Source organism: Thiomicrospira cyclica ALM1 (assembly GCF_000214825.1).
Classification (GTDB): domain Bacteria; phylum Pseudomonadota; class Gammaproteobacteria; order Thiomicrospirales; family Thiomicrospiraceae; genus Thiomicrospira; species Thiomicrospira cyclica.
Genome location: NC_015581.1, coordinates 1,459,999 through 1,483,608 on the forward strand (window position 1 = coordinate 1,459,999; position 23,610 = coordinate 1,483,608).

Genomic DNA, 23,610 nt, shown 5'->3' on the forward strand with positions numbered 1-23,610 from the left:
GACTATAACGCATAGTAGGGTACGACATCACGCGGCAGGGCCGTCTCAGGTTCATTAACAACCTCGCCCCGCAATGAGTTAGAAAAGACTTCGTGAATTTCAACCTCAACAAACTGACCAATCATATCGATACGGCCCGGGAAATTAACCACACGATTATTTTCAGTGCGCCCCGCCAGCTCATGCGTAGAACGACGCGATAAGCGTTCAACCAGAACGCGTTGCTTGGTGCCAATCATTGCGTTGCTTATCGCTTGTGTTTGTTCATTCAATAAGGCTTGCAGCGCATACAATCGCTGTTTCTTTTCATCCATCGACACATCATCTGGCAAACTCGACGCCGGTGTTCCTGGACGCGGACTATAGATAAAACTAAAGGAACGGTCGTATTTCAACTCCTCAACCAATTTCATGGTTGCCTGAAAATCCGCATCTGTCTCCCCTGGAAAACCGATAATAAAATCGCCTGACAAACTCAAATGTGGACGATGCGCACGCACCTTCCGAATAATTGACTTGTATTCCAAAGCCAAATGATTGCGCTTCATTAGCGCTAAAATGCGGTCAGAACCCGATTGAATCGGTAGATGTAAATGTGACACTAGCTCAGGTATTTCATCAAAAGCATTAATAATGTTACTGGTCATTTCATTCGGATGCGAGGTGGTATAGCGAATACGGTCAATACCTGGAATTAAGCGAATCGCATGCATTAAAATCGCTAAATCAGCAATTTCTCCATCTGTCATCACACCCCGATAAGCATTAACGTTTTGGCCGAGTAAGTTAATTTCGCGCACACCTTGCTCGGCCAAAGTGCGAACTTCCGCTAACACATCACTAAACGGGCGACTCACTTCTTCGCCACGCGTATAAGGCACCACGCAGAAAGTGCAGTATTTAGAGCACCCTTCCATAATCGACACAAACGCTGACACACCCGTCGACGCTGGCTTTGGCAAATGATCAAACTTTTCAATTTCTGGGAATGAAATATCAATCACGGCCTTCGCTTTGCCATCACGCGCACGCGCACCTAGCGCATCATTAATCATATTCGGCAAACGATGCAGCGTTTGAGGACCAAAAATCACATCGACATAAGGCGCACGCTGACGAATAACCTTACCCTCTTGCGAGGCCACACAACCACCGACGCCTATGACGCGGTTCGGTTTTGCAGCTTTCCACTTTTTCCACTTTCCTAATTCATCAAACACTTTTTCCTGCGCCTTTTCGCGCACCGAGCAGGTATTCATTAGCACAACATCGGCTTCTTCTGGCGTTTCTACCAAACGTAAACCATGAGTATTCTCAAGCAAATTAGCCATCTTTTCCGAATCATACTCGTTCATTTGACAGCCATAGGTTTTAATCAACAACCCACCACCGACAATCGAACCGGTTGATGACGCATTCTGCTTTGTTAATAAATCACTCATGTCGCTTTACCTTATAAATCAGATGGTTAACTGAAACCAGCCAAGAAAAATAGCCGCATAGCTTATCACAAAACAATCCGTTTGCGTGGACTTAAACTTTACTCGCCTCTGCCGCTAAAATTTTCGGCAGACTTGTCAGTACCGAGTCAGGATTTAAGCTCATTGAGCTTACGCCTAAACCCACTAAAAACTCAGCCATTTCTGGATAGTCAGAGGGGGCTTGGCCACAAATACCAATCGGCTTACCAAGCGCTTGCGCCTGCTCAATCGCCATTTGTAACATTTTTTTCACCCCAGGATCACGCTCATCATAAGAGCCGGCGACCTTGGCAGAATCACGATCAACTCCCAACACCAATTGGGTTAGGTCGTTACTACCAATGGAAAAGCCATCAAAATAAGCGGCAAACTCATCCATCATCAATACATTATTGGGGATTTCACACATCATATAAATTTTTAAACCCTGATCGCCGGATTTAATCCCCAAGTCAGCTAACAACTGCACCACCGCTTTGGCTTCATTAACCCGACGGCAAAAAGGCACCATCACATTAACATTGGTAAGACCCATCTGCTCACGAACTCGCTCAATCGCTTGGCATTCTAGCGTGAAACTGGGCGCAAAACCGGCATCGATATAACGCGCCGCACCCCGATAACCGAGCATGGGGTTTTCTTCTTGCGGCTCATACAATGTGCCACCAAGTAGGTTGGCATACTCATTTGATTTGAAATCAGAGAAACGCACTAATACCGGCTTAGGATAAAAAGCGGCTGCCAGCGTGGCAACCCCCTCTGCTAATGACTGCACATAATACTCAGCGGGTGATGTATAACCTTGAATGCGCTCGTTAATAGCGGCTTTTAAAGAAGCATCGGTAAGCTGATCAAAATCCAACAAGGCTTGTGGATGCACGCCAATACCATTAATAATAAATTCCATCCGTGCAAGACCAACACCCGCAACCGGCAAATGGGCATAGGCAAAAGCCAACTCAGGATTGCCCAAATTCAACATAATCGGTGTCGCCGGTACAGGTAATTCACTTAAATCAGTTTCCGTTACCTCAATATCCAGCAGGCCCGGATAGATTTTGCCCTGCTCACCTTCAGCACAGCTCACCGTAACGTCCAATCCGCTGCTAAGATGCTCAGTCGCATTCTCACATCCCACCACAGCGGGGATACCCAATTCACGGGCAATAATCGCGGCATGACAGGTACGACCACCTCGATTAGTCACGATCGCGCCGGCCATCTTCATAATCGGCTCCCAATCCGGGTTGGTGGTATCACTGACCAGAATTTCACCCGCTTTGAAGGAGGACAATTCAGAAAGGTCCTTAATGACGCGTACGCGACCCTGACCAATTTTACTGCCAACCGCACGTCCCGTTACCAAGGGCATTTCATCGCTTGGATTCGCTAAACGATAATCACGCTGGATAGCTTTATTTTTTTGCGAAACAACCGTTTCAGGGCGGGCTTGCACAATAAACAATTCGCCAGTTAAGCCATCCTTAGCCCACTCAATATCCATAGGTTTTTGATAGCCGGCTTGCGTTGAATAGTGATCTTCAATAATCATCGCATAACGAGCTAGGGTTATAACGTCGGTATCGCTGACACAAAACCTATTGCTCTCAGCACGCGACGTCGGTACATTGCGCACGGGCGACTTGGCCGCGGCCGACGCATAAATCATCTTAATTTTTTTGGTGCCTTTATGACGCTTAAGCACCTGCTCAAACCCTTGTGCTAAGGTCGGTTTATGCACATAAAATTCATCGGGATCGACCGCCCCCTGTACCACATTTTCACCCAGCCCCCAAGCGGCGGTAATAAACACCACTTGATCAAAGCCAGTTTCAGTATCCAAGGTAAAAATAACCCCTGATGAAGCTAGATCACTGCGCACCATCCGTTGCACACCAATCGATAATGCTACTTGCTCATGCGCAAATCCCCTATCAATTCGATAATGGATGGCACGATCCGTATATAAACTGGCAAAGCAGCGTTTACACGCCTCTAATAAATCCGCTTCGCCCTGGATATTTAAATAGGTATCTTGCTGGCCGGCAAAACTAGCATTCGGTAAGTCTTCCGCCGTTGCCGAACTTCGCACTGCTAAACTAAGCTGGTCACCAAGCCCTGACTCAGCTTGTAAGCGTGCATAAGCTTGATGTAATTGACTAATCATTTCGTCTGGCCATTGCGCGTCATAAATCCAGCCACGTACCCGTTTAGCACGGGTCGCTAAATCATCTTTGTCATCGGGGTTAAGCGCCAGCATTTCAGCGGCAATCTTAGCGGTTAATTGATTCGCATCTAATAACTCTCGATAGGCTTCAGCGGTAACTGCAAACCCTTCAGGGACAGGCACATTTTTACTCGCCAATGCTTGTACCATCTCACCTAACGAGGCATTTTTACCGCCAACCAGCGCTAAATCATCCAGCGTTAACTCACTAAAAAACCGAATAAAATTAACCGCCATATCTATCCCTTTAGAGTTTTTTAGTTAACCAGCTCATCACTATACTCGCCACGACGACTACCAATCCTCTGGAAAGCCTGTAAATCAAACAACGGCAAAGTCGCTAACAGATTATCAAAAATTCCCGATTGAATACGCTCATAATTCGCCCAGTTTTTATCAGCACTGAAACAATAGATTTCAATGGGCAAACCCACCTCGCTCGGTTGCATTTGACGCACCATCACCATCAGGTTTTGATTTATTAATGGGTGTTTACGTAATTGCCATTCGACATAGGCTCTAAAAAGTGCGGTATTGGTTAAATCCGGCTGATCTAAATTAACCAACTGTTGATCAGTAAAAAACGTCGCCAACATCGGATGCCCTTTAATTTTATTGAGTTCCATTTCATCAACAAATCGAATGGAATGAATATCAACTAAAATCGCTCGTTTAATTCGACGCCCACCGGACTCCTGCATCGCCCGCCAATTTTTAAACGAATCCGAGATTAAAGCATAGGTCGGTACTGTGGTAACGGTATTATCCCAATTACGCACTTTAACCGTAGTCAGCGCCAACTCAATGACACTACCGTCGGCGCCATACTTGGGCATTTCAATCCAATCGCCTCTTGCCACCATCCGATTAACCGCAATTTGGATACTGGCAACAAAGCCCAACAAGGCATCACGAAATACCAATAAAAGTACGGCTGTTAGCGCCCCTAAACCACTCAGCAAATAGGCTGGCGACGCCCCCATTAATAAGCTCACGGTCATAATTGCAAGCACAATAAAAATGACCAGCTTCGTTAACTGTGAAATGACTTTGAATGGGATATTTGAATCCGCTTGTCGAGACGTGAGTATCGCTTGCACAACATCAGCAAGCGCAGCCAGCGTCATGGCTACAAAGACATACAAATAAAGCCAAGTTAAGGTATGAACGAGATTTTCCCACCAGGGCCAACTTCCAAAAAAGAACGGCACAAGCTCCACTAATAAAATGGCAGGAATCAAATGCGCTATGTGACTAGCTAAAGCCGGACGATGCTGAACCGTTGCATCTAACGTATCTCCCTCAAACCAATCAATTAAGCGATTAACCCAGGGGCGAACCAACAGTCTAGAAAGGTAAAAACTCACGCCAATAAATAACAAAACCGCGGCAATACTGGTCATTGCTACTACCACGCTAAGCAAGGTAGGATATAAAATCCATTGACTTAATAATCCACTCAACCAATCAACTAACATAGTGCCTCATCGTATAAAAATTGTTCAGCAAGCCTATCAAGAATCGTTAAAAGTTCAAGCTTTTTAATTGGGTTAAATGGATATGACCCTGCTGTCGCAGCCAACGCTCCTGTTGTTTATATTCAGGGTAATAGGTGGCAACCAGTTGCCAAAAATCACGGCTGTGATTGAAATGAACAAGATGTGCCAACTCATGTACTAACACATAGTCAACCACCTCATCAGGACAGGCCATTAAAGCCCAATTAAGTTGAATTTCTTGGCGACGATTACAACTTCCCCAACGCGCGGTATAAAAGCGAATTTTCACGCCCTTTGGTTTTTTGGGCATCCGGCTTGCCCAATCGTCTAATCGCATAGGTAAATAGTCTTCTGCCTGCTGTTTGTACCATTGTTTTAAACGCTTCGGTGTATCTTCGCTGGTAATCAAACGTCCTGCTGCTCGAAAGGGCCATATACTGTCAGCCTGAAAAGGCTTCAAATTAGGCAGACTTTTCAACTGGGCCTGCCACCAGGCTTGGTGTTGTAAAACAAATTGCTTAAGACAGCTTTCAGGAGTACCAAAGGGACTTAAACAGTAACAACCTGCAGAATCTACTCGCAGTGCGGCACGTTTTCTACGACGGTGACGTTGAATTAGCCAGGGCTGACCTGCAATTAACAGTACCTCTGCAGCCATTAAGATGACTGAGCTTCTTGAAGTTTGCTAAGGTCGCGCAGCACATCGGCAACATGAGCTTCTGGATCAACGCCCTTATAAACCTTAGCAATGCGCCCTTCTGGGTCGACAATAAAACTATTGCGTCTTGCAAAACGGAGTGGACCTAACTGCCATAACGAGTTATAGTCCTTGGCTACCGCACCACGCTCATCTGACAACAAACTAAAGGGCAACTGATATTTTTCGGCAAAGGCCGCATGACTTGCCACGTTATCGACACTAATCCCAAACACGGTCGCCTGCTTGGCAATAATGCCATTAATGTTATCTCTAAAACTACAGGCTTCTGTAGTACAGCCCGGGGTGTCATTTTTTGGGTAAAAATACACAACCACCCATTGACCACGATAGTTTGCAAGGGTTTCTAGTTGCTGATGCTGATTCATCAGACTAAAATCTGGCGCCATATCTCCTGGCTCTATCGCCATCACCGAAGAGATAGGTAAAATCACCATGAACAAGCTTCGTAACCATTTCATATCATGTCTCCGAGTTTAAAATAGACCTACATTTAATTAATATCATTAAATATAACGCCAAAAGCTCGATAAATGTTGCAGTCTTTGCGATTTTTACCTAAGATTCATTCAAGCCATTTATTTTTATGGTCTACTGATTTTTACAAGGGAAGGTTTTTGCTTAAGTAAAACACACTTAATACCTTTTATTTAATGATGTTTTACGCCCCAGCTAACTGATTCCGCTTTTATCATCACTTATTATGAAATTTTTAAGGGAGTATACATATGTCAAAAGAAGCATTAGTTGATCAAATCGTAGCTAACACGGGTCTTTCAAAGAAAGATGCCACTGCTGCCATTAGCCAAGTTACTCAAGCCGTTACTGATCTTATGGTTAAGGGTCAAGACATTAGTTTAATCGGTTTTGGAAAGTTCAGTGTTAAAGATGTTCCTGCTCGCACTGGTCGCAATCCATCTACTGGCGCAGAAATTCAAATCGCGGCACGTAAGCAAGTTAAGTTTACACCAGGTAAGGGTCTAAAAGACGCCGTAAACTAAGTGTCATTTCGATACTCAGTAAAATAGTAATAAAGGGGCTAACGCCCCTTTATTACTTTATATGCCTACTAAGAATCCTACAACTGACAAAGATAGCATGGCCACCAGCGTTGCCTGCCAACGTAAACTAAAGAACCAGGCCTGCTGATCTTGCTGCCGTAAAGCAACATAATCCCCCGCTAAAGCAACTATAAAACCCAACATTAATCCAACAACAGCCCAGGATGACTCACCTAGCAGTAGTAACAACCAAACGCCTACAGCAATCACATTGGCGCTCACCAACAATCCCAAGCTAGACGCGTTCGATAAAGCGGATTCAAGGCTACGCCCCCATTGCACCCCCGCTAAAAAACTCAAAATAACGGCGGCATAGACTATCATAGCCTGCGGCCAAACCACCCAACTTGGCCACCAGCTCAAGCCCGGAGCCAGTCCCAAAACCGCTAAGACGCCATAAATAAAAGGCAACATGCCGGCATAGGTAAAAGCATGCGCCATGCGTTGGTAGGCAGAGGATTTCACTGATGCTTCCTGGTTTTTGATGAGGTTTTATAAGCAGACAAACCCAAACTTTTCGCCTGTACAGGCCAAAAATGGCTGAAACGCTTCAGGCGTGATGGCTGCAAATCGGCTTTTAAAAACAAGCTCGGGTTGCGATACATCTTTACCTTAATTTCTGCCGGCAACTGAGCTAACCAGGCCTGCAGCTGAGGATCCAAAGCCTCGGCAACAAAAAGCTTTGGCGACAGAGCCGGCGCTTGCGCAATAAATTCACGCCAAAAGCTCGTTGGCGAGGCCACATAAATCTCCGCCTGTAAAGCCACTAAACATTCGTAAATAAACACCCGCCGTTTTAATGACCAGGCCTGCTGAGCGAAGTAATTAGGGTCCCAAAGAAACACTAACCGATCACCCGCTTGATACGCATCCGGTTTGCGCAAGGCTTCGTCATGCAACCAGAACACTCGCATTGTATTGTTCTTAGAACTCGATTGTGACATTACTCACCCGCCGTTAAATTGGGAAATAACCGCAGCTGTAAAGTTTCATAACTGGCATCTAAAGCGGGATTATTGGCCGGTGTTAGATCGAAGGTAGTAACCGCACCAGCGAACTTCACCACATTGTCGAGATTAAAAATATAGGGCTTAGCACTAAAGGTAGATGCGACCCATTGCCAAGATAAATTATTACTCGCCGTATCGCCATCCAGCAGATGCCTCAGCATCCAGCGGGCACCCACTTGCCATTTAACCCGCCGCCAATGCACTAGGTAGCTAGCCAAGTACAAACGGGCATGGTTATGCAAATAGCCTTGGGTGTAAAGCTGCTCAATCAACTGATTGATAAAGGCTTCCGGCGTCTGAGCAGCTAACACATCTGCGGGCAGATCTTCTGCATAATCAACCACACTAAAGCCGGTTTTATAAGACTCAACATCCTGCCACAGCCACTCAGGATACTGTTGCGCAATATGATGGTAATAATCGCGCCAACTTAATTGCTGCAAGAATTTTTGGGATTCATCCAAAGATAGTTTTGCCAGGCAGGCCTGCTGAAGCTGATGGGGCGTTAACACGCCATGCCGAAGGTAAGGTGATAAACCCGATACCGCGCCATCTAAATGATTGCGCGTTTGGCCATAATCTCTAACTGACCATAACTGCAAAGCCAACTCGGCCTCATCGGCACCGCCAAGAATATCTGAAACAGCTCTATCAGTGGGCTTATTAGCCGGCATCGCGTCGGTTGACAACAAATCCGGCGAAATCGCTACCACCTGCGCCACCAAATCACTTCGACTAGCAAACTGTGTGGGCAAGACCTGACGCATTAATACAAGCCCATTTCACGCACGCACACTTGCACCGACCCGGCCTCCCCCAACGCAATCACCGCTAATCGGCGGACATGACCTAAATCAAGCGGCGTATCGGTGCGATAAGGCGCAAAATCTTTAAACGACACATAGTGTTTCTGCCATTGCGGCGTCACCGAAACGGGATGACGATAAGATTGCCAAGGACGCATCAACTGATCGGTTTTTAGGTGCAGTGCAACGCCGGGCGCTTGACCGCGCCAATCCAGATAGATACCGGAAAACTGGCTTAAATCCAACTGCGGATCAATCACCCACTGCATTTGAATAAAACCGCCATTGTTCTCTAAACTGACCTCGCCTTGTAAACAGGTTTGCACCTGACCCTGCTCAGTATAGGTTCGCACCTCGCCATGCGAAACACCGCCCATGACCTGATCACTGACAAAGTACCAGGCCTGCTCGCCGGCGCTTTGGCTAAAATTAGGGAATAATCGCTGCTCTGCGCCCTGTCTCATGGTTGCTTCCTTTGTTTAGAATTAAGGCTCAAAAAACTCACCCATAAAATCTAACAGTTTACCCGAATCACTCGGCTGACATTGCTGTAATACCTGATATAAATGCTGAGCCGTAAACTCCGGCGATTGCAACGCATCCGGCGCGACATGGCGGCTAAAAGGTGCCGACAAGGCGCTTTGAGTCGTGCCTGGTTGCATCCCCAACAAAGTAATATTGGGATGCGTCCGCGCTAACTCGATAGCGAGGGTTTTCAACAACATATTAAGAGCGGCTTTTGAGGCGCGATAACTGTACCAACCACCCATGCGATTATCGCTAATACTACCTACTCGCGCCGATAAGACTCCAATTTTAAGCATGATGCGACGCGGTAAAACAGCCAAAATTTGTGATAGTAGCAAACTCGGCCCAATCGCATTAACCGAAAAACTCCGCTGGAGTGCCTGCGCGCTTAAGGCTTGATGGCGTTTTTCGGGCTGGAGCTCTGCGTCATGCAATAGACCGGTCGCAATCCAAATCTGGCCCAAGTGCGCCAGCGGTTGCTCAAGTCCCGTTGCTGCTGACCAGTCCTGGTGCGCCTGATTAAATAGCATCGGAACCTGCGCGGAATCACTAAAATCCATCGCTAAATCAATGATCTGATGCGCGGTGGTCAGTCTAGGTAAGCTCTTAGGATTACGTGCCATCCGAATCAATCGCGCCTCGGACGGCAAATGCGCCAAGGCTTGATTAACCAATGCCTGACCTATCGCACCACTGGCTCCTACCACTAACACGTCGTGATGAGTGTCTTGCGTCATGTGCTTCTCACCGATTAATGCCGCCATTTAACGCTGCCGATATTGCGGCGCTTTATACTGGGTCGCGCAGTGACCACGCCCCACCTCAAAACCACGCAATTGCAAATGTTTGGTGGCTCGGCCAGTGACCCGTTCACGCCAACGCTTAAACGAGCCGGGCTTTAAGTTGGCTCGCATCAACTTGATCACCTGCGACTCAGCCAGGCCAAATTGCTGCTCAATTGCCTCAAATGGGGTACGATCTTCCCAAGCCATTTCAATAATGCGATCTAAATCGCCCTGTTCTAAATTTGCCACGCGAGGTATTCCTGTGCTGGTTGTGAATTGTTATCCAAATTCATTGTTGCGCTTGTTACACTATAAAGTATAAAGTTATACAAAAGTTATGCAATACACACTATTAATAGCCGTGTTAATTTCATTTTTGATCAAGGTTGCCGAATGAACAAACCCAGCACGCCCAATAGCTATCCACTCCCAACCCACCGCCTTAATCGTCTTGCACGTCTGGGTAAAGTGGCTGGCGGTATGGCCGGCTCTATCATCTACCAAGGCACCAAACAATGGTTGCAGGGTGAACAACCCACCAAGCAATCGCTGCTGCTATCAACACAAAATATCCAACGCCTCACCAATGAACTAGCCAAAATGCGCGGTGCCGCAATGAAAGTGGGTCAGCTGCTATCACTCGATGCCGGCGAACTAATTCCCGACGAATTAGCAGTAATTTTGGCGCAACTGCGTAATCAGGCACCCGCCATGCCCATTTCGCAACTCCAAACCCAGTTAGCGGCGAATTGGGGCAACAACTGGATGGCGCACTTTCAACAGTTTAGTTTTTACCCAATCGCCGCGGCGTCGATTGGCCAGGTGCACCGCGCACAAACTCGGGCGAAGGAAGACCTTGCGATTAAAATTCAATATCCCGGCGTAGCCAACAGCATTGACAGCGATGTTGATAATTTGGCCAGTTTATTACGCTGGTCTCGGTTGATTCCCAAAGACGTGGACTTAGAACCGATTCTTGCGGAAGCCAAACAACAACTCTTATTAGAAACCGATTATGAAAATGAAGCTAAGGCCCTAACTAAAATGGCCCAGCAATTAGCCGACACGGATTTTGAACAGCATTTTGCTCAGCCCAAAGTGCAAACAGAATTTAGCAACAAAGCCATTTTGGCAATGGAATTTATGCCTGGCGAACCTATCGAAACCCTTGCTGCTGCTCCACAAGCCGTTCGTGACCAACTGGTCAGCGCGTTATTTCAACTGCTATTTAGCGAACTCTTTGTTTGGCAGCAAATGCAAACCGACCCGAATTTTGCCAACTTTTTGTACCAGGCCGACACCCAACGTATTGTGCTGCTCGACTTTGGCGCTACCCGACAATTTAGCCCGGCTATTGCCGAGGGTTATCAACAACTGATCAGCGCCGCACAAGACAACAACCTTGCTCACATGACCGAGGCTGCACGCCAAATTGGCTTTTTTCAAGCCAACATTTTGCCCGCGCAACAAGACACGGTGGTGAAACTATTTAAGCAGGCCTGCGAACCCTTCTGCCATAACGGAAAGTTTGATTTTGCAAAATCGGATATGCTGGCACGGATTAAAGACCAGGGCATGGCACTGAGTTTTGAACAGAACTATTGGCACAGCCCTCCCGCTGATGCATTATTTTTTCACCGCAAACTCGGTGGCCTCTATTTACTGGCCGCCAAATTAAACGCGCGAGTCAATATCCAAGCCTTGTTTGAACCTTATAGAATCACCAGCTAGGTTGATACAAATCTAATGAACTGCATGTCAAGCAACCTAAAACCCAGTAAAATGGCAAATTCGCTCGATAGTAAACAGGATTTTTCATGACGCAAGCATCCACGCTACCCAACTTTACCCAAAAACACTGGCCACTGCTGGCGCATTTAGGACAACACTCGCCAGACTTTAATCTGGCGCTTTTTTTAGACCAGCTCAGTTGCAGTGAATTTGAGCAGGCCTTAGACATTTTGCGTTATGTGCACCGCCAGGGTGCGAAAGATAGTTGGTTACTGCAACAAGCCCAAGACGCGCATCAGCAACAGCAGCGGGCAGATGCCTATCAACAAGGTAACCGAGCGGCACAAGCCGAAAACCCTTACAAACTGCTCAAAGCACCACACGAATTGGCAAAAAGCAGCAACCCTTATGATTTTGACCAAGCCGCGAAACAACATATGGCTTGGCATGACGGTTTCATGGCCTGGGTAGAAACCCAAGTCAGCGAATCCTGGTGAGCGAGTCCTTGTAAGCCCATGCACAACAGCCAACTTGACCTCAGCCTGTATCTCATTTTAGACCCTGCCCAATGCCGATTAGCACCTCTCGAGGTGGCGCTTGCGGCGGCTCGGGGCGGCATCAGCCTAATTCAGCTGCGTGATAAACGAGCCGACCAGCAGGCCTGCTTAGACCTAGCCCATCAGCTTCAACACCGCTTAGCCGCCTTGAAGGTGCCGTTAATTATTAACGATTCGGTCGTGATTGCAAAGGCGGTAGGTGCCGCGGGGGTTCATTTGGGTCAGGGCGATGGCGATTTAGCGACGGCACGGGAAATACTCGGTGCCGACGTCATTATTGGTCGCACCGCGCCTAATGCGCAAGCCTTACAAGCGGATGAGTTGCGCTTTGCCGATTATGTTGGGCATGGACCGGTTTATGCCACCGCAACCAAACAAAATCATCTGCCCCCCATCGGCTGGTCTGGTGCTACCGCCGGTGTTGCCCTTAGCCGTAAACCGGTGGTGTTGATTGGCGGTTTGCGTCTAATCGATGTCGCACAAGTCTATCAAACCGGTGCGCAAGGTCTAGCGGTTGCCTCGGCGATTTGTGGTGCCAGCGACCCTGAAAGCATCACCCGCCAATTTCGCCAGGCCTGGTCATTGGCGGTTCAAGGGCTGAGCCATCCGCACACAGGTCACAAACCATCCGCAGCTAATCGAGGGAGCCTAAAATGACCCAAGCCACCCAGCCAACCCAAGCCACCCAACCCATTCGCAATCTATTAACCATTGCCGGTTCAGACCCTTCGGGCGGTGCTGGCATTCAGGCCGATCTAAAAACCTTTTCTGCTTGTGGTTGTTATGGTATGTCGGTGATTACCGGCCTAACCGCTCAGAATACCCAAGGCGTGCAAGCCATTCACCCCCTGCCGGCCGAGTTTGTGGCGCAACAATTCGATAGTTTACTAACGGATATTCGGATTGATGGCATTAAAATTGGCATGCTTAGTGATGCCAGTGTTATTGCGATCCTTGCCAAACGCCTATCTGATTTCAATGGTCCGGTGGTACTTGATCCGGTGATGATTGCGAAAGGTGGCGCCGCTTTAATAGACTCACCCACCCAACACGCCTTGCGCAACCAGTTACTGCCCCTAGCAGGCCTGGTAACCCCTAATCTACCTGAACTCGCGACCTTAGTTGGACAAGCGGAAGCTCAAACCCGCGAACAGATGCTGGATCAGGCCGAACAACTCCTAGCACTCGGAGCACAAGCGGTGCTTGCCAAAGGTGGCCATTTGTCAGGTAACGATTGCTATGACTTATTGTTAAATAAGCAAGGCGCAAGCTGGTTACACCAGCCGCGTATTGCAACCGCCAATACCCATGGCACAGGCTGCACCCTATCCTCTGCCATTGCCAGTTTTTGGGCACAAAGCGGTGACTTAACCACAGCGGTGGCAGCCGCCAAGCATTATATTACCCAAGCGATTGGTCATGCCGATCAACTTCAGGTCGGATCGGGCCACGGCCCCACCCATCATTTTTATCAATGGTGGTCGTAATCGCCCCTTGGCGCAGCGGTCAATTTACTCTATACTAAATAACCAACTAAATTACTAGGTTATTATTGAATGAGCGAAAACTTAACACCACAGCCCGCTTTCTCCTTGGCAAAAGAAAAAATTAATATTCTGTTACTAGAAGGGATTCATCCGGGTGCGGAAGCCTATTTTCGCGAACAGGGCTACAGCAACATTATCAGCCATGCCGGTGCTTTAAGTCCGTCTGAACTAAAAACTGCACTGCAAGACTGCCACTTTATTGGCATTCGCTCGCGTACCCAATTAACCGCCGAGCTACTGGCCCAAGCGCCCAAACTCAATGCGATCGGCTGTTTTTGCATTGGCACCAACCAAGTTGATTTAACCGCGGCGATGCGTCTGGGCATTCCGGTGTTTAATGCGCCTTTTTCAAATACCCGCTCGGTAGCCGAACTGGTGTTGGGTGAAATCTTATTACTCTTGCGCCGCGTGCCTGAAAAAAACGCCCTAGCCCATCGCAGCATTTGGCAAAAAAGCGCCCAAGGAGCCTTCGAAGCGCGTGGTAAAACCCTGGGCATTATCGGGTATGGTCGCATCGGTTCGCAACTCAGCATCTTGGCCGAAAACCTCGGGATGCGGGTTATTTTTTATGACATTGCTAAACAACTGCCGCTCAATAACGCGCAACAAGTCGCCAGCCTCGCTGAACTGCTAAGCAAAGCCGATGTGGTCAGCTTGCATGTTCCGGAAACTCCAGAAACCGAATGGATGATTGGCCATCAACAACTAGCGATGATGAAGCCTGGCAGTTTATTGATTAACGCGGCACGAGGTCGGGTGGTCGATATTCCAGCATTGGCCGATGCCCTTCAATCCGGGCAATTAGCCGGTGCCGCGATTGATGTGTTCCCGACCGAGCCAGAAACCAACAAACAGCCGTTTGAATCGGTATTGCGTGGTTTAGATAATGTGATTCTAACCCCGCATATTGGCGGTAGCACCGAAGAAGCCCAAGCCAGTATTGGTGCCGAAGTCGCGGCCAAACTGGTGGCCTATTCGGATATTGGCAGTAGCATCTCCGCGGTCAACTTTCCGGAAGTCGCCCTGCCAGAGCATATCGGGCGCAGTCGCTTATTGCATATTCACCATAACCAACCGGGTATACTCACCCAAATTAACCAAGCCTTTGCTGCCCAAAACATTAATATTGCGGCACAATATCTGCAAACCAACAGCGAAATTGGCTATGTGGTCATAGACCTCGATGCCAAAGACCGTGATGCCGGCCTGGCGCAATTAAAACAAATTCCAGGCACCTTGCGTACACGCTTATTACATTAAAGGCCATTAACCAGCACCATGACCACGATTACCACTGACGCGTCCGTTTTTGAAATCATACCCCAGCAGTTTGCCTATCCAAAAGATCAGGCCGATTTGCTGGCAAAGGTTCGTAACGCGCTAGACGCGAAATTACCCATCACCCCCCGTGCCGGTGGCACCTCATTGGGTGGCCAGGCGATTGGACCAGGCCTGCTGATGGATCTATCCAAACACTTTACGCGGGTGTTGGATTATCGCCCTGAACAGCGCGAAGTCGATGTCGAGCCGGGGGTAATTCAAGATGATTTAAATGCACTGGTGCGCCAAGATGGTTTGCGCTTTGCGCCGGACACCTCCACCTCTAATCGCGCGATGATTGCGGGAATGATTGGCAACAACTCCTGCGGTGCCTACTCGGTGTACTATGGCACCACCCGTGAGCACGTCAAGGCGCTGCAGATGATTCTTGCCGATGGCAAAGAAGTTGCGGTAGGCCCACTCACGCCCGAGCAACTGGCGGCGAAATGTCAACAAACCGACTTGGAAGGACAAATTTACCGCGGCGTGATGGCATTACTTAATAACCATGGCGAGGCGATTGTCAAGGCTTATCCCGACCCGAGCATTGTTCGGCGCAATACCGGTTATGCGCTGGATGTGCTCTACACCCAACACCAACCCTTTAACCCGCAAGGCAAGCCATTTAGCTTGGTGCCGTTAATTTGTGGTAGCGAGGGCACGCTAGGGGTTATTACCCAAGCCACGCTAAATTTAGTGCCACTGCCCAAACATCGCCAACTTTTCTGCGCCCATTTTGACTCCATTTTTACCGCAATGCAGGTGGTACCAGCCTATTTACCGCAACAGCCCGCGGCGATAGAACTGATTGATAAAGCCACCCTCGATGGCACCCTCAACAACCGTGAACAAACCGCGAATCGCTTTTGGGTAGAGGGTGATCCAGCCGCCGTGCTGGTCGTCGAGCTGTTTGCCGATTCGGCCGATGAACTCGCACAACGCCTAGCCGATGACCAGGTCTGGATGCAGCAACAAGGTGCCTATGCTTGCCCAATTATCGATCCACAGGATAGCGCTAAAGTCTGGAATTTACGTAAAGCCGGCTTGGGCTTATTAATGGGCAAACCGACGCGCAAAAAAGCGGTTGCAGTTATTGAAGATGCCTGCGTACCGGTCGCCGCCCTGCCGGATTTTTACCGCGACACCCAAGCACTGATGGCCGAACTGCAACTGGGTTGCGTTTACTATGGTCACGCCTCGGTGGGCTTAATTCATGTGCGCCCAGAAATTGATTTAGCCAGTCCCGAAGGCCCGGCGTTATTTGCCCAAGTGGCCCAACGCAGTGCCGCTTTGGTCAAAAAATACCGAGGTGCTCTGTCGGGTGAACACGGCGATGGTCGAATCCGCGCGCCCTATCTACGCTCACAGCTGGGCGATGAGGTTTACGACTGCTTAGTGCAACTGAAACGGCTGTTTGATCCGCACAACCTATTTAACCCCGGGGTGATTTTAAGCGACACCCCGATTACCGAAAACCTGCGGGCCACCCGCCGCGCCCAGCAAACTTTTGCCACGGGTTACAACTGGCGTAAAGATTTATCCCTGCTAGATGCGGTCGAAAAATGTAATGGCGCTGGTGCTTGTCGAAAATCACCCGGACAAGGCACCATGTGCCCCTCCTACCAAGCGACCCGTGAAGAAAACTATTCCACCCGAGGACGCAGTAATTTATTACGCCGTGCTTTAACCGAACCCGATCCGCGTGCCGCGCTGAATAACGCCGAATTACAAGATGCCTTGGCGCTGTGTTTGGGTTGCAAAGCCTGTAAAACCGAATGCCCGGCCAGTGTCGATATGGCGCGACTGAAATCGGAGGTGCTCTATCAAACACAACCCTTTTCATTCAGTCGTTGGTCGATTAAACACTATGCGCAATTACTCAATTTGGGGAGCAAAGCACCCAAGCTGTTTAATAGTTTGCAAAACCTTAGCCTCAGCAAGCGGGTAATGGGCGTCGATCCCACTCGCCCATTGCCACAAATCGCACCTCAAACCTTAGCCGACTGGTGGCAAAACTCAGCAGGCCTGCTAACCAACTCATCCACCCAGACGCGCGGTCGGGTTTGGTTACTGATTGATCTTTACAGCAATTATCAGGAACCAGCGATTGGTCAGGCAGCGATTAAGACACTGCACGCCCTGAATTTGGAAGTGATACCGGTGTTTTTAGACCACTCACCACGCGCGTTATTAAGCCAAGGTCTGTTAGACGAAGCGAAACACAGTCTGAAAGCGATTCAAGCACAACTCACCCAAGTCAGTTATGGCGATTGGATTGTCGGCCTAGAACCTTCGGATACCCTGGTGTGGCGTGATGAAGCTAGTGCGCTGTTACCACCACAAGTTGATCCGGTTTGGCACTTTCAGGATGTGCGCCTGTTTGAAGAACTGATCTTGGCGCTAGCCAAAGACACCCCCCTGCCGTTTCAGCCGATTGCCAAAACCTTGTGGTTGCACGTGCATTGTCACCAAAAATCTTTAGCAAAGGCACTCGATGCCAAAGCGGCACTCAGTCTGATTCCGCAACTCGATGTGCGCCTTATTCCTTCAGGCTGTTGTGGCATGTCCGGCGAATTTGGCTATAAAAATCGTGCGATTTCTTTAACCATTGCCGAGCAAACGCTACTGCCCACATTAGCCAGTGCGCAAGCCGATGATTTGATTGTCGCGACCGGCACCAGTTGTCGCCACCAAGTGGCCGACTTTGCCAATAAGCAGGCCTGGCACAGTGCCCAAATATTTGCGCTGGCTTGTCAGGGCATCAACCCAACCGGAGATTAAGCCATGCTCGATACCCAATTTATTCAATGCCCCTATTGTTGGGAAGAAGTCGAAATCGTCGTCGATCCCTCGGAACCCGAGCAGCAGTATGTTGAAGATTGTTTTGTCTGCTGTCGCCCGATTCATTTACATATTCAGGTCGATTACGAAGGTGACATTAGCGTCACGGCACGCAGTGAAGATGAGGACTACTGAGATTTGACTGAGAAAGCGGATGTGCTTTTTTATCAACCGCTTATGCTATAATCTGCGTCCATTTTGCCATGGGGTGGCTTCGGCCTGAGATTGCATTAGCAAAACCCTTTGAACCTGATCTGGATCATACCAGCGTAGGGACAGGCGTCGAATCGCAAAGCTTTTGCGATGTTCCCTGTCCTTTTTAAACCATTGACTTATACATCTGGCGATAAAAAGGAAACACCATGTTAAACAACACCGCTCGTTTTAAAATGAAACCACTCCATCTTGCCCTATTAAGCAGCTTACCAGGCCTGCTAATCACCCCAACAAGTCATGCGGATAACGCCACTGCGACCCTAGCCCCAATTACGGTCAATGCCGATTTACGTCAAGTGGAGCAACAAGCCTTAACCGCCAGTGCCACCATTCTGGATGAGGTCGAACTGCAAGACCGTGGCGCCACCCATTTTGGCGATGTATTATTACAAACCCCGAACGTTAATTTTTCAGGGCAGTCGTCGCGCCCGCGCCACCTGCAAATTCGCGGCATGGGCGAGCGCGATGAATATACCGGTGCGCCCAACCCCAGTGTCGGCTTTGCGATTGATGGCATTGATTTAAGCGGCATTGGTATGGCCGGCAGTTTATTTGATGTCAAACAGGTGGAGATTCTGCGCGGCCCACAGAGTACCCGCTATGGTGCTAGCGCCATAGCAGGCCTGGTCAACATTCAATCTAATGAACCCACCACCGCTGGCGAAACCCTGTTAGAAACCACCCTAGGCAGTGATCGTTTGCGGGAAATTGGGCTGGCCAATAGTGGCGCTTTAACCGGTATTGATCGCGGTGAACTGACCCCGCTCTACCGCTTTAGTTTGTTTAAACATGACAGCGATGGCTTTCGGACTAATAAAACCCTGAATCGCACCGACACCAATGGCCGTGATGAAACGCAAGCGCGGGGTGCCTTACGCTGGTGGGCCAATAGCGACACCCAATTTGATTTAAACCTGCTCTATGCCAACCTGAATAATGGCTATGATGCCTTTTCACGCGATAATAGTTTCACCACCCGATCCGATGAACCCGGGCGTGACACCCAAAAAACCCTAGCCGGTGCGTTTAAAGTGACTTGGACCGGTAACTCGAATTATCAGCTGACGTCCACGACAAGTATTGCTGACTCAGAAATGCTTTACAGTTATGATGACGATTGGACTGAGAACCCTGATGCTGTTTATCAAAACCAGAAACAGCGAACCCATTATTCACAAGAACTTCGCTGGACTTCTTCAGAAAAAATACTTAATAACTCAGTTGATTGGTTGTCAGGGCTTTATGCTTCGAGATTATTGGAACAGAACGATACTTTCTACACCTATGATGGTCTAACTGACACCGATTATGAAATAAATCGATTTGCCACCTTTGGTCAAGTCGATTACTACTTCACTGATATGAGCACCATAACCTTTGGTTTACGCATAGAAAACATCAAACAGAATTTTAAAAATTCCGCTAATGACAGTTTTAAGCCAACTGAAACACTTTGGGGTGGCTCCATAAACTACAGCCATAATTATAACGATCGTCATACTGCCTTTGCTGGTCTATCAAGAGGTTACAAAGCCGGCGGCTTTAATACTGGCTTAAGCAACGAAGATGCTCCTCAACGTTTTAATACCGAAACCCTATACAACTATGAAATTGGCTTGCGTTCCAATTATGGGCGACTACAAACCACAACGACGCTATTCTATATGGATCGGCAAAATCCGCAGTTTGATGGTTATGACCTGATTGGTAATTCTTTTGTATTTTTCACAGAAAACTTTGATTCTGCTAGACACTATGGGCTAGAAACTCAGTTAGACTGGCAAGCCCATCCAAGACTGGATTTGTTTGCCCATCTCGGTCTGTTAAAAACCGAAATCTCTGGTACTCCAAAAGCGGCCGATTTTGCAGTAAACGGTCGTGAAGCCGCGCATGCGCCTAATTACCAGTACTTATTTGGCGGGCAATATCGCCAAGGTGATGGTTGGTTTGCTCGTTTAGAACTGCAAGGCATGGATGCGTTTTATTTTGATAACGTGCATAATGAACGCTCCGGTGCCTATCTACTGGTCAATAGCCGCATAGGTTATGAAACCGGCGCCTTTGAAGTCTATGCTTGGGCCAAAAACCTCACTGACGAACGCTATGCCACCCGCGGTTATTTCTTCGACCATGATTTTGGCGACAATAACAAACGCTACGTTCGCCTCGGCGACCCCAGACAATTGGGCATAACCACCCGTTTGCGTTTTTAGGGTTGAATTTACACCATATCAAAGGATTGCTATGCAAATATCGCTCGACATTAGCTTATACCCTTTAAAAAAAGAGTACTCAATGCCCATTTTGGCATTTATTAACCAACTTGAAACTGATCCACGTGTCACCGTGGTGCGCAACACCCTGAGTACTCAATTATTTGGTGATTTTCATCACATTATGGGACTCATGACTGACGAAATGGCACGCGCAATTGAGCTCCATCCCGAGTCGATTTTTGTGTTGAAACTTGTCGGTCAAAATCGTGCGCCTAAAACGCACGACGCCCTCTAACATCTGCAACATTCACATGGAAGCACACATTATGGATGGACAACTGGCTAATCTTTTTGCCATACAACTACAACACTTTTCCATTTGGGAAGCCATTGCGGTAGCCCTCGGTCTCGCTTATGTGCTTATGGCCGCTCGTGAAATCGTCTGGGCTTGGCCAGCGGCGTTTGTGAGTACCGCCATTTATATGGTGATCTTCTGGGAAGGCAATTTGCCCATGCAATCGGCGCTAAACCTTTTTTACATGGGCATGGCGGCTTACGGTTGGTGGCTATGGCAGGTACAACCCAGTCGCGAAGCCGCCGCCACTAATACCGACATTAAACCCTTAGCGATTCATACCTGGGGACTCGGGCGTCATGCGCTATGGATTAGCTTAGGCGTGTTACTGACCTTCAGTTTTGGCGGCTTACTGACACTCTTCGAAGCGAGTCAAATGCCGTATTTAGACGCCGGTGTGATGGTATTTTCGATGATGACCACCTTTTTAATGGCACGTAAAGTGTTAGAAAGCTGGTTTTATTGGATTGTGATTAATACCTTCGCCGTAGCACTCTATTGGCAAACCGGCTACCCGCTCACCGCGATGATGTTTGTCGCCTACATGGGCTTAGCTTGGTACGGTATGATTAAATGGCAACTGCGCTTTCGCGCGCAAACTACCTAGGCTTTAAACCGCTTTGGGGCGGCTAACCAGGCATCCAGGTTAGTTTCGCCCTGCCAATTCATCGCAAATAATAGCAAACGATATGCCTGTCGCCATGCGTCCAATTGATGTTGATTGACCTGCAAATCAACGACCCAGCGTGATACCTCCTCATCCGATTGTCCAGCCAATAAATACTCTAACATTACCCAACTTAACGTTTCAGGCGCCCAAACCCAAGCATCTAAATCAATAATCGTATCGGGCAGGCCTGCTTGCCATGCTAACTGATCCCAACGCCAATCTAACATAAGCGGCACGGCCTTTGTTTCCGGGCATTCTTTCGCTTGCGCAAGTGCGGATTGCACCAGCTGACTGGGGACTTTAGTTAATTGAAATCCTTGCTCTAGTCGCTGCAACCAGCCGTTCATGTCACATACTGGGTTAACTAAAGGACCAAACTTGGCAGATGAAAACGACTGCATCGCCCGAAAATGATCTCGCAATCTTATGAGTGCCGAATCGGATAAATACGTTGGAATCCCTTCATTCGCTACCGCTCGACTTAACACATAGTATTCAACCGCCACTGGTCGTACCCAGTGCAAGGATGAAGCCGAACTCAGTTGCAACCAGATATCGGCTGACGCCATCGAAAATTGATAATTTGAGTGAATATCAAGTTGAAACCAGGCCTGGCTCAAGCGCCAAAATATGTGGCTCTTTACCTGCTTTTTTGGCCACTTTAAATAGTAAGCGATCGTTGCGGTTTTGATATAAATAAGTTGATGACTAGCATCAGGGTAAACAGAAGGAGACCAATACACCTGCTGAATAGGTGAATCAATAGCCGGATGGGGCAAGGGAAACGCCAACGCCTGTGCCAATTTGGTCCAACGCGCTGGCGATAATAGTATTAATGACCTTTTCGTGACGGATCCCAATCTTTTAACACATATTCAGTGCCGCAATAGGGACATTTGGCAAAGCCAGTTTCTTCAATTGGCAAAAAAACTTTAGGGTGTGCGTCCCAAGCGGTTTCATCCGGCATAGGGCAATAAAGCGGTAAATCGTCATAAGTGACTTCAACTTGACGCTGCGAACAGGATTGTTGCTGACTCATAAAAACTCCTTAGCTAGCTTATTTAGTAACACGACTCAACCAAGCTTCGTGCGCAGCAGAACGACCGTGCACTATATCAAAATACATGGCCTGAATTTTTGCGGTAATCGGTCCACGCGAACCACAGCCAATAGGGCGGTTATCCAATTCACGAATAGGGGTAACTTCAGCGGCAGTACCGGTAAAAAAGGCTTCATCGGCAATATAGACTTCATCACGCGTAATACGTTTCTCAACCACTTGGTAACCCAATTCCTTGGCAATTTGAAACACCGTTTTACGCGTAATACCATCTAATGCGGCCGATAAGTCAGGGGTGTAGATAACACCATCTTTAATCATAAAAAAGTTTTCACCACTGCCCTCAGCGACAAAGCCATGACTATCTAACAAGAGTGCTTCGTGACAACCATGCGCGATGGCTTCCTGTAACGCTAACATAGAATTCATATAAGCGCCGTTGGCTTTAGCTTTAGTCATGGTGATATTAGGGTGATGGCGCGTATAAGACGAGGTTGCAACCTTAATCCCTTTGGTCAGATTTTCTTCACCCATATAAGCACCCCACTCCCACGCCGCAATAATCACGTGAGTTTTGAGGTTATCGGCACGTAAGCCCATACCTTCTGAACCATAATAAACCATCGGACGGATATAGGCAGACTTCAAACCGTTTTCACGGACAGCGGCACGCTGAGCCGCATTTAAAGTCTCTTTATCAAACGGCATCGGCATATTCATAATTTTGGCTGAATTAAACAAACGATCAGTATGCGCTTCTAGCCGGAAAATCGCCGTTCCACCATCGGCATCATAGGCACGCACACCTTCAAAGACGCCCATGCCATAATGCAACGTATGGGTCAGAACATGGGTGTTGGCTTCGCGCCAAGGGACCATTTCGCCATCCTTCCAGATTAGGCCATCGCGATCAGACATAGTTTGCATGCAACTGAGCTCCTACTTATCATTCAATTCATTAAAAAAAGGAAATTATTCTAGC

The 23,610-nt window shown here is 48.1% G+C and carries 25 protein-coding genes and 1 riboswitch; of the genes, 11 read left to right on the forward strand and 14 right to left on the reverse strand.

The window, feature by feature from the left end; all coding sequences use genetic code 11:
* Window positions 1-2: 2 nt before the first annotated feature.
* The 5 genes from miaB to THICY_RS06525 all read right to left on the reverse strand — a co-directional run bounded on the left by miaB (window position 3) and on the right by THICY_RS06525 (window position 6,386).
* A complete protein-coding gene (miaB, locus tag THICY_RS06505) occupies window positions 3-1,442 on the reverse strand; it encodes a tRNA (N6-isopentenyl adenosine(37)-C2)-methylthiotransferase MiaB (RefSeq protein ID WP_013835822.1) in 1,440 nt (479 codons plus the stop codon).
* A 91-nt stretch (window positions 1,443-1,533) separates the two neighbouring features.
* Window positions 1,534-3,945 (reverse strand): phosphoenolpyruvate synthase, encoded by a 2,412-nt coding sequence (gene ppsA / locus THICY_RS06510; RefSeq protein ID WP_013835823.1) that lies wholly within the window; start codon window positions 3,943-3,945, stop codon window positions 1,534-1,536.
* A gap of 20 nt (window positions 3,946-3,965) precedes the next feature.
* Window positions 3,966-5,186, reverse strand: coding sequence for a mechanosensitive ion channel family protein (locus THICY_RS06515; RefSeq protein ID WP_013835824.1), 1,221 nt, complete (start codon window positions 5,184-5,186; stop codon window positions 3,966-3,968).
* A gap of 46 nt (window positions 5,187-5,232) precedes the next feature.
* Window positions 5,233-5,865, reverse strand: coding sequence for a M48 family metallopeptidase (locus THICY_RS08645; protein WP_013835825.1), 633 nt, complete (start codon window positions 5,863-5,865; stop codon window positions 5,233-5,235).
* The gene (locus THICY_RS06525) at window positions 5,865-6,386 is read right to left on the reverse strand and encodes a peroxiredoxin (RefSeq protein ID WP_013835826.1); all 522 of its coding nucleotides are present in this window, start codon (window positions 6,384-6,386) and stop codon (window positions 5,865-5,867) included. The genes THICY_RS08645 and THICY_RS06525 overlap by 1 nt, the downstream gene beginning before the upstream one ends.
* A 267-nt stretch (window positions 6,387-6,653) precedes the next feature.
* Here THICY_RS06525 and THICY_RS06530 point away from each other — a divergent pair, with 267 nt between their 5' ends.
* A complete protein-coding gene (locus THICY_RS06530) occupies window positions 6,654-6,926 on the forward strand; it encodes an HU family DNA-binding protein (protein WP_013835827.1) in 273 nt (90 codons plus the stop codon).
* A 57-nt stretch (window positions 6,927-6,983) separates the two neighbouring features.
* On the opposite strand, the gene THICY_RS06535 is transcribed toward THICY_RS06530, so the two are convergent.
* The 6 genes from THICY_RS06535 to THICY_RS06560 are packed head-to-tail and all read right to left on the reverse strand — an operon-like array spanning window position 6,984 to window position 10,364.
* Window positions 6,984-7,451 (reverse strand): DUF3429 domain-containing protein, encoded by a 468-nt coding sequence (locus tag THICY_RS06535; protein WP_013835828.1) that lies wholly within the window; start codon window positions 7,449-7,451, stop codon window positions 6,984-6,986.
* Entirely contained in the window at window positions 7,448-7,930 is a 483-nt protein-coding gene (locus tag THICY_RS06540) for a hypothetical protein (RefSeq protein ID WP_013835829.1), read from the reverse strand. Before THICY_RS06540 ends, THICY_RS06535 begins: the two co-directional genes overlap by 4 nt.
* Window positions 7,930-8,763 (reverse strand): FAD-binding domain-containing protein, encoded by an 834-nt coding sequence (locus tag THICY_RS06545; RefSeq protein ID WP_013835830.1) that lies wholly within the window; start codon window positions 8,761-8,763, stop codon window positions 7,930-7,932. Before THICY_RS06545 ends, THICY_RS06540 begins: the two co-directional genes overlap by 1 nt.
* Entirely contained in the window at window positions 8,763-9,266 is a 504-nt protein-coding gene (locus tag THICY_RS06550) for a CIA30 family protein (protein WP_013835831.1), read from the reverse strand. The genes THICY_RS06545 and THICY_RS06550 overlap by 1 nt, the downstream gene beginning before the upstream one ends.
* Before the next feature lie 21 nt (window positions 9,267-9,287).
* Window positions 9,288-10,094 (reverse strand): SDR family NAD(P)-dependent oxidoreductase, encoded by an 807-nt coding sequence (locus tag THICY_RS06555; RefSeq protein WP_245534948.1) that lies wholly within the window; start codon window positions 10,092-10,094, stop codon window positions 9,288-9,290.
* Window positions 10,095-10,364 carry a TIGR03643 family protein gene (locus THICY_RS06560; RefSeq protein ID WP_013835833.1) on the reverse strand — a complete coding sequence of 90 codons (270 nt, stop codon included), beginning with the start codon at window positions 10,362-10,364 and terminating at the stop codon, window positions 10,095-10,097.
* A gap of 144 nt (window positions 10,365-10,508) precedes the next feature.
* Here THICY_RS06560 and THICY_RS06565 point away from each other — a divergent pair, with 144 nt between their 5' ends.
* The 10 genes from THICY_RS06565 (at window position 10,509) to pnuC (ending at window position 21,505) form a co-directional block, all read left to right on the forward strand.
* Entirely contained in the window at window positions 10,509-11,846 is a 1,338-nt protein-coding gene (locus THICY_RS06565; RefSeq protein ID WP_013835834.1) for an ABC1 kinase family protein, read from the forward strand.
* Between the two features lie 86 nt (window positions 11,847-11,932).
* Complete coding sequence (locus THICY_RS06570) at window positions 11,933-12,343, forward strand: hypothetical protein (protein WP_013835835.1); 411 nt, start codon at window positions 11,933-11,935, stop codon at window positions 12,341-12,343.
* Between the two features lie 18 nt (window positions 12,344-12,361).
* On the forward strand, window positions 12,362-13,060 hold the full coding sequence (gene thiE / locus THICY_RS06575; protein ID WP_013835836.1) for a thiamine phosphate synthase: 699 nt from the start codon (window positions 12,362-12,364) through the stop codon (window positions 13,058-13,060).
* Window positions 13,057-13,890: a bifunctional hydroxymethylpyrimidine kinase/phosphomethylpyrimidine kinase gene (gene thiD, locus THICY_RS06580; protein WP_013835837.1), complete on the forward strand. Its 834-nt coding sequence runs from the start codon at window positions 13,057-13,059 to the stop codon at window positions 13,888-13,890. The genes thiE and thiD overlap by 4 nt, the downstream gene beginning before the upstream one ends.
* Before the next feature lie 69 nt (window positions 13,891-13,959).
* Window positions 13,960-15,210, forward strand: coding sequence for a phosphoglycerate dehydrogenase (serA, locus tag THICY_RS06585; RefSeq protein WP_013835838.1), 1,251 nt, complete (start codon window positions 13,960-13,962; stop codon window positions 15,208-15,210).
* An 18-nt stretch (window positions 15,211-15,228) separates the two neighbouring features.
* A complete protein-coding gene (locus THICY_RS06590) occupies window positions 15,229-18,051 on the forward strand; it encodes an FAD-binding and (Fe-S)-binding domain-containing protein (RefSeq protein ID WP_013835839.1) in 2,823 nt (940 codons plus the stop codon).
* 3 nt (window positions 18,052-18,054) lie between these two features.
* Complete coding sequence (locus tag THICY_RS06595) at window positions 18,055-18,246, forward strand: CPXCG motif-containing cysteine-rich protein (protein ID WP_013835840.1); 192 nt, start codon at window positions 18,055-18,057, stop codon at window positions 18,244-18,246.
* A gap of 59 nt (window positions 18,247-18,305) precedes the next feature.
* Window positions 18,306-18,405: riboswitch (TPP riboswitch) on the forward strand.
* Between the two features lie 68 nt (window positions 18,406-18,473).
* Window positions 18,474-20,540 (forward strand): TonB-dependent receptor, encoded by a 2,067-nt coding sequence (locus THICY_RS06600; RefSeq protein WP_013835841.1) that lies wholly within the window; start codon window positions 18,474-18,476, stop codon window positions 20,538-20,540.
* Between the two features lie 31 nt (window positions 20,541-20,571).
* Entirely contained in the window at window positions 20,572-20,838 is a 267-nt protein-coding gene (locus THICY_RS06605; RefSeq protein WP_013835842.1) for a hypothetical protein, read from the forward strand.
* 16 nt (window positions 20,839-20,854) lie between these two features.
* Complete coding sequence (gene pnuC / locus THICY_RS06610; protein ID WP_245534949.1) at window positions 20,855-21,505, forward strand: nicotinamide riboside transporter PnuC; 651 nt, start codon at window positions 20,855-20,857, stop codon at window positions 21,503-21,505.
* Here pnuC and THICY_RS06615 read toward each other — a convergent pair.
* From THICY_RS06615 to THICY_RS06625, 3 genes are read right to left on the reverse strand one after another with little or no spacing between them, the layout of a single operon-like run.
* A complete protein-coding gene (locus tag THICY_RS06615; RefSeq protein ID WP_013835844.1) occupies window positions 21,502-22,371 on the reverse strand; it encodes a hypothetical protein in 870 nt (289 codons plus the stop codon). The two genes, pnuC and THICY_RS06615, sit on opposite strands and share 4 nt — an antisense overlap.
* Before the next feature lie 29 nt (window positions 22,372-22,400).
* A complete protein-coding gene (locus THICY_RS06620; RefSeq protein WP_013835845.1) occupies window positions 22,401-22,607 on the reverse strand; it encodes a zinc-finger domain-containing protein in 207 nt (68 codons plus the stop codon).
* 18 nt (window positions 22,608-22,625) lie between these two features.
* Window positions 22,626-23,555 carry a branched-chain amino acid transaminase gene (locus THICY_RS06625; protein WP_013835846.1) on the reverse strand — a complete coding sequence of 310 codons (930 nt, stop codon included), beginning with the start codon at window positions 23,553-23,555 and terminating at the stop codon, window positions 22,626-22,628.
* Between the last annotated feature and the right edge of the window lie 55 nt (window positions 23,556-23,610).

Bases quoted from the DNA above. Each gene is read 5' to 3' on its own strand.
- miaB (WP_013835822.1), bottom strand. From the start codon at position 1,442: ATGAGTGATTTATTAACAAAGCAGAATGCGTCATCAACCGGTTCGATT.
- ppsA (WP_013835823.1), bottom strand. From the start codon at position 3,945: ATGGCGGTTAATTTTATTCGGTTTTTTAGTGAGTTAACGCTGGATGAT.
- THICY_RS06515 (WP_013835824.1), bottom strand. From the start codon at position 5,186: ATGTTAGTTGATTGGTTGAGTGGATTATTAAGTCAATGGATTTTATAT.
- THICY_RS08645 (WP_013835825.1), bottom strand. From the start codon at position 5,865: ATGGCTGCAGAGGTACTGTTAATTGCAGGTCAGCCCTGGCTAATTCAA.
- THICY_RS06525 (WP_013835826.1), bottom strand. From the start codon at position 6,386: ATGAAATGGTTACGAAGCTTGTTCATGGTGATTTTACCTATCTCTTCG.
- THICY_RS06530 (WP_013835827.1), top strand. From the start codon at position 6,654: ATGTCAAAAGAAGCATTAGTTGATCAAATCGTAGCTAACACGGGTCTT.
- THICY_RS06540 (WP_013835829.1), bottom strand. From the start codon at position 7,930: ATGTCACAATCGAGTTCTAAGAACAATACAATGCGAGTGTTCTGGTTG.
- THICY_RS06545 (WP_013835830.1), bottom strand. From the start codon at position 8,763: ATGCGTCAGGTCTTGCCCACACAGTTTGCTAGTCGAAGTGATTTGGTG.
- THICY_RS06550 (WP_013835831.1), bottom strand. From the start codon at position 9,266: ATGAGACAGGGCGCAGAGCAGCGATTATTCCCTAATTTTAGCCAAAGC.
- THICY_RS06555 (WP_245534948.1), bottom strand. From the start codon at position 10,094: ATGGCGGCATTAATCGGTGAGAAGCACATGACGCAAGACACTCATCAC.
- THICY_RS06565 (WP_013835834.1), top strand. From the start codon at position 10,509: ATGAACAAACCCAGCACGCCCAATAGCTATCCACTCCCAACCCACCGC.
- THICY_RS06570 (WP_013835835.1), top strand. From the start codon at position 11,933: ATGACGCAAGCATCCACGCTACCCAACTTTACCCAAAAACACTGGCCA.
- thiE (WP_013835836.1), top strand. From the start codon at position 12,362: ATGCACAACAGCCAACTTGACCTCAGCCTGTATCTCATTTTAGACCCT.
- thiD (WP_013835837.1), top strand. From the start codon at position 13,057: ATGACCCAAGCCACCCAGCCAACCCAAGCCACCCAACCCATTCGCAAT.
- serA (WP_013835838.1), top strand. From the start codon at position 13,960: ATGAGCGAAAACTTAACACCACAGCCCGCTTTCTCCTTGGCAAAAGAA.
- THICY_RS06590 (WP_013835839.1), top strand. From the start codon at position 15,229: ATGACCACGATTACCACTGACGCGTCCGTTTTTGAAATCATACCCCAG.
- THICY_RS06595 (WP_013835840.1), top strand. From the start codon at position 18,055: ATGCTCGATACCCAATTTATTCAATGCCCCTATTGTTGGGAAGAAGTC.
- THICY_RS06600 (WP_013835841.1), top strand. From the start codon at position 18,474: ATGTTAAACAACACCGCTCGTTTTAAAATGAAACCACTCCATCTTGCC.
- THICY_RS06605 (WP_013835842.1), top strand. From the start codon at position 20,572: ATGCAAATATCGCTCGACATTAGCTTATACCCTTTAAAAAAAGAGTAC.
- pnuC (WP_245534949.1), top strand. From the start codon at position 20,855: ATGGAAGCACACATTATGGATGGACAACTGGCTAATCTTTTTGCCATA.
- THICY_RS06620 (WP_013835845.1), bottom strand. From the start codon at position 22,607: ATGAGTCAGCAACAATCCTGTTCGCAGCGTCAAGTTGAAGTCACTTAT.
- THICY_RS06625 (WP_013835846.1), bottom strand. From the start codon at position 23,555: ATGCAAACTATGTCTGATCGCGATGGCCTAATCTGGAAGGATGGCGAA.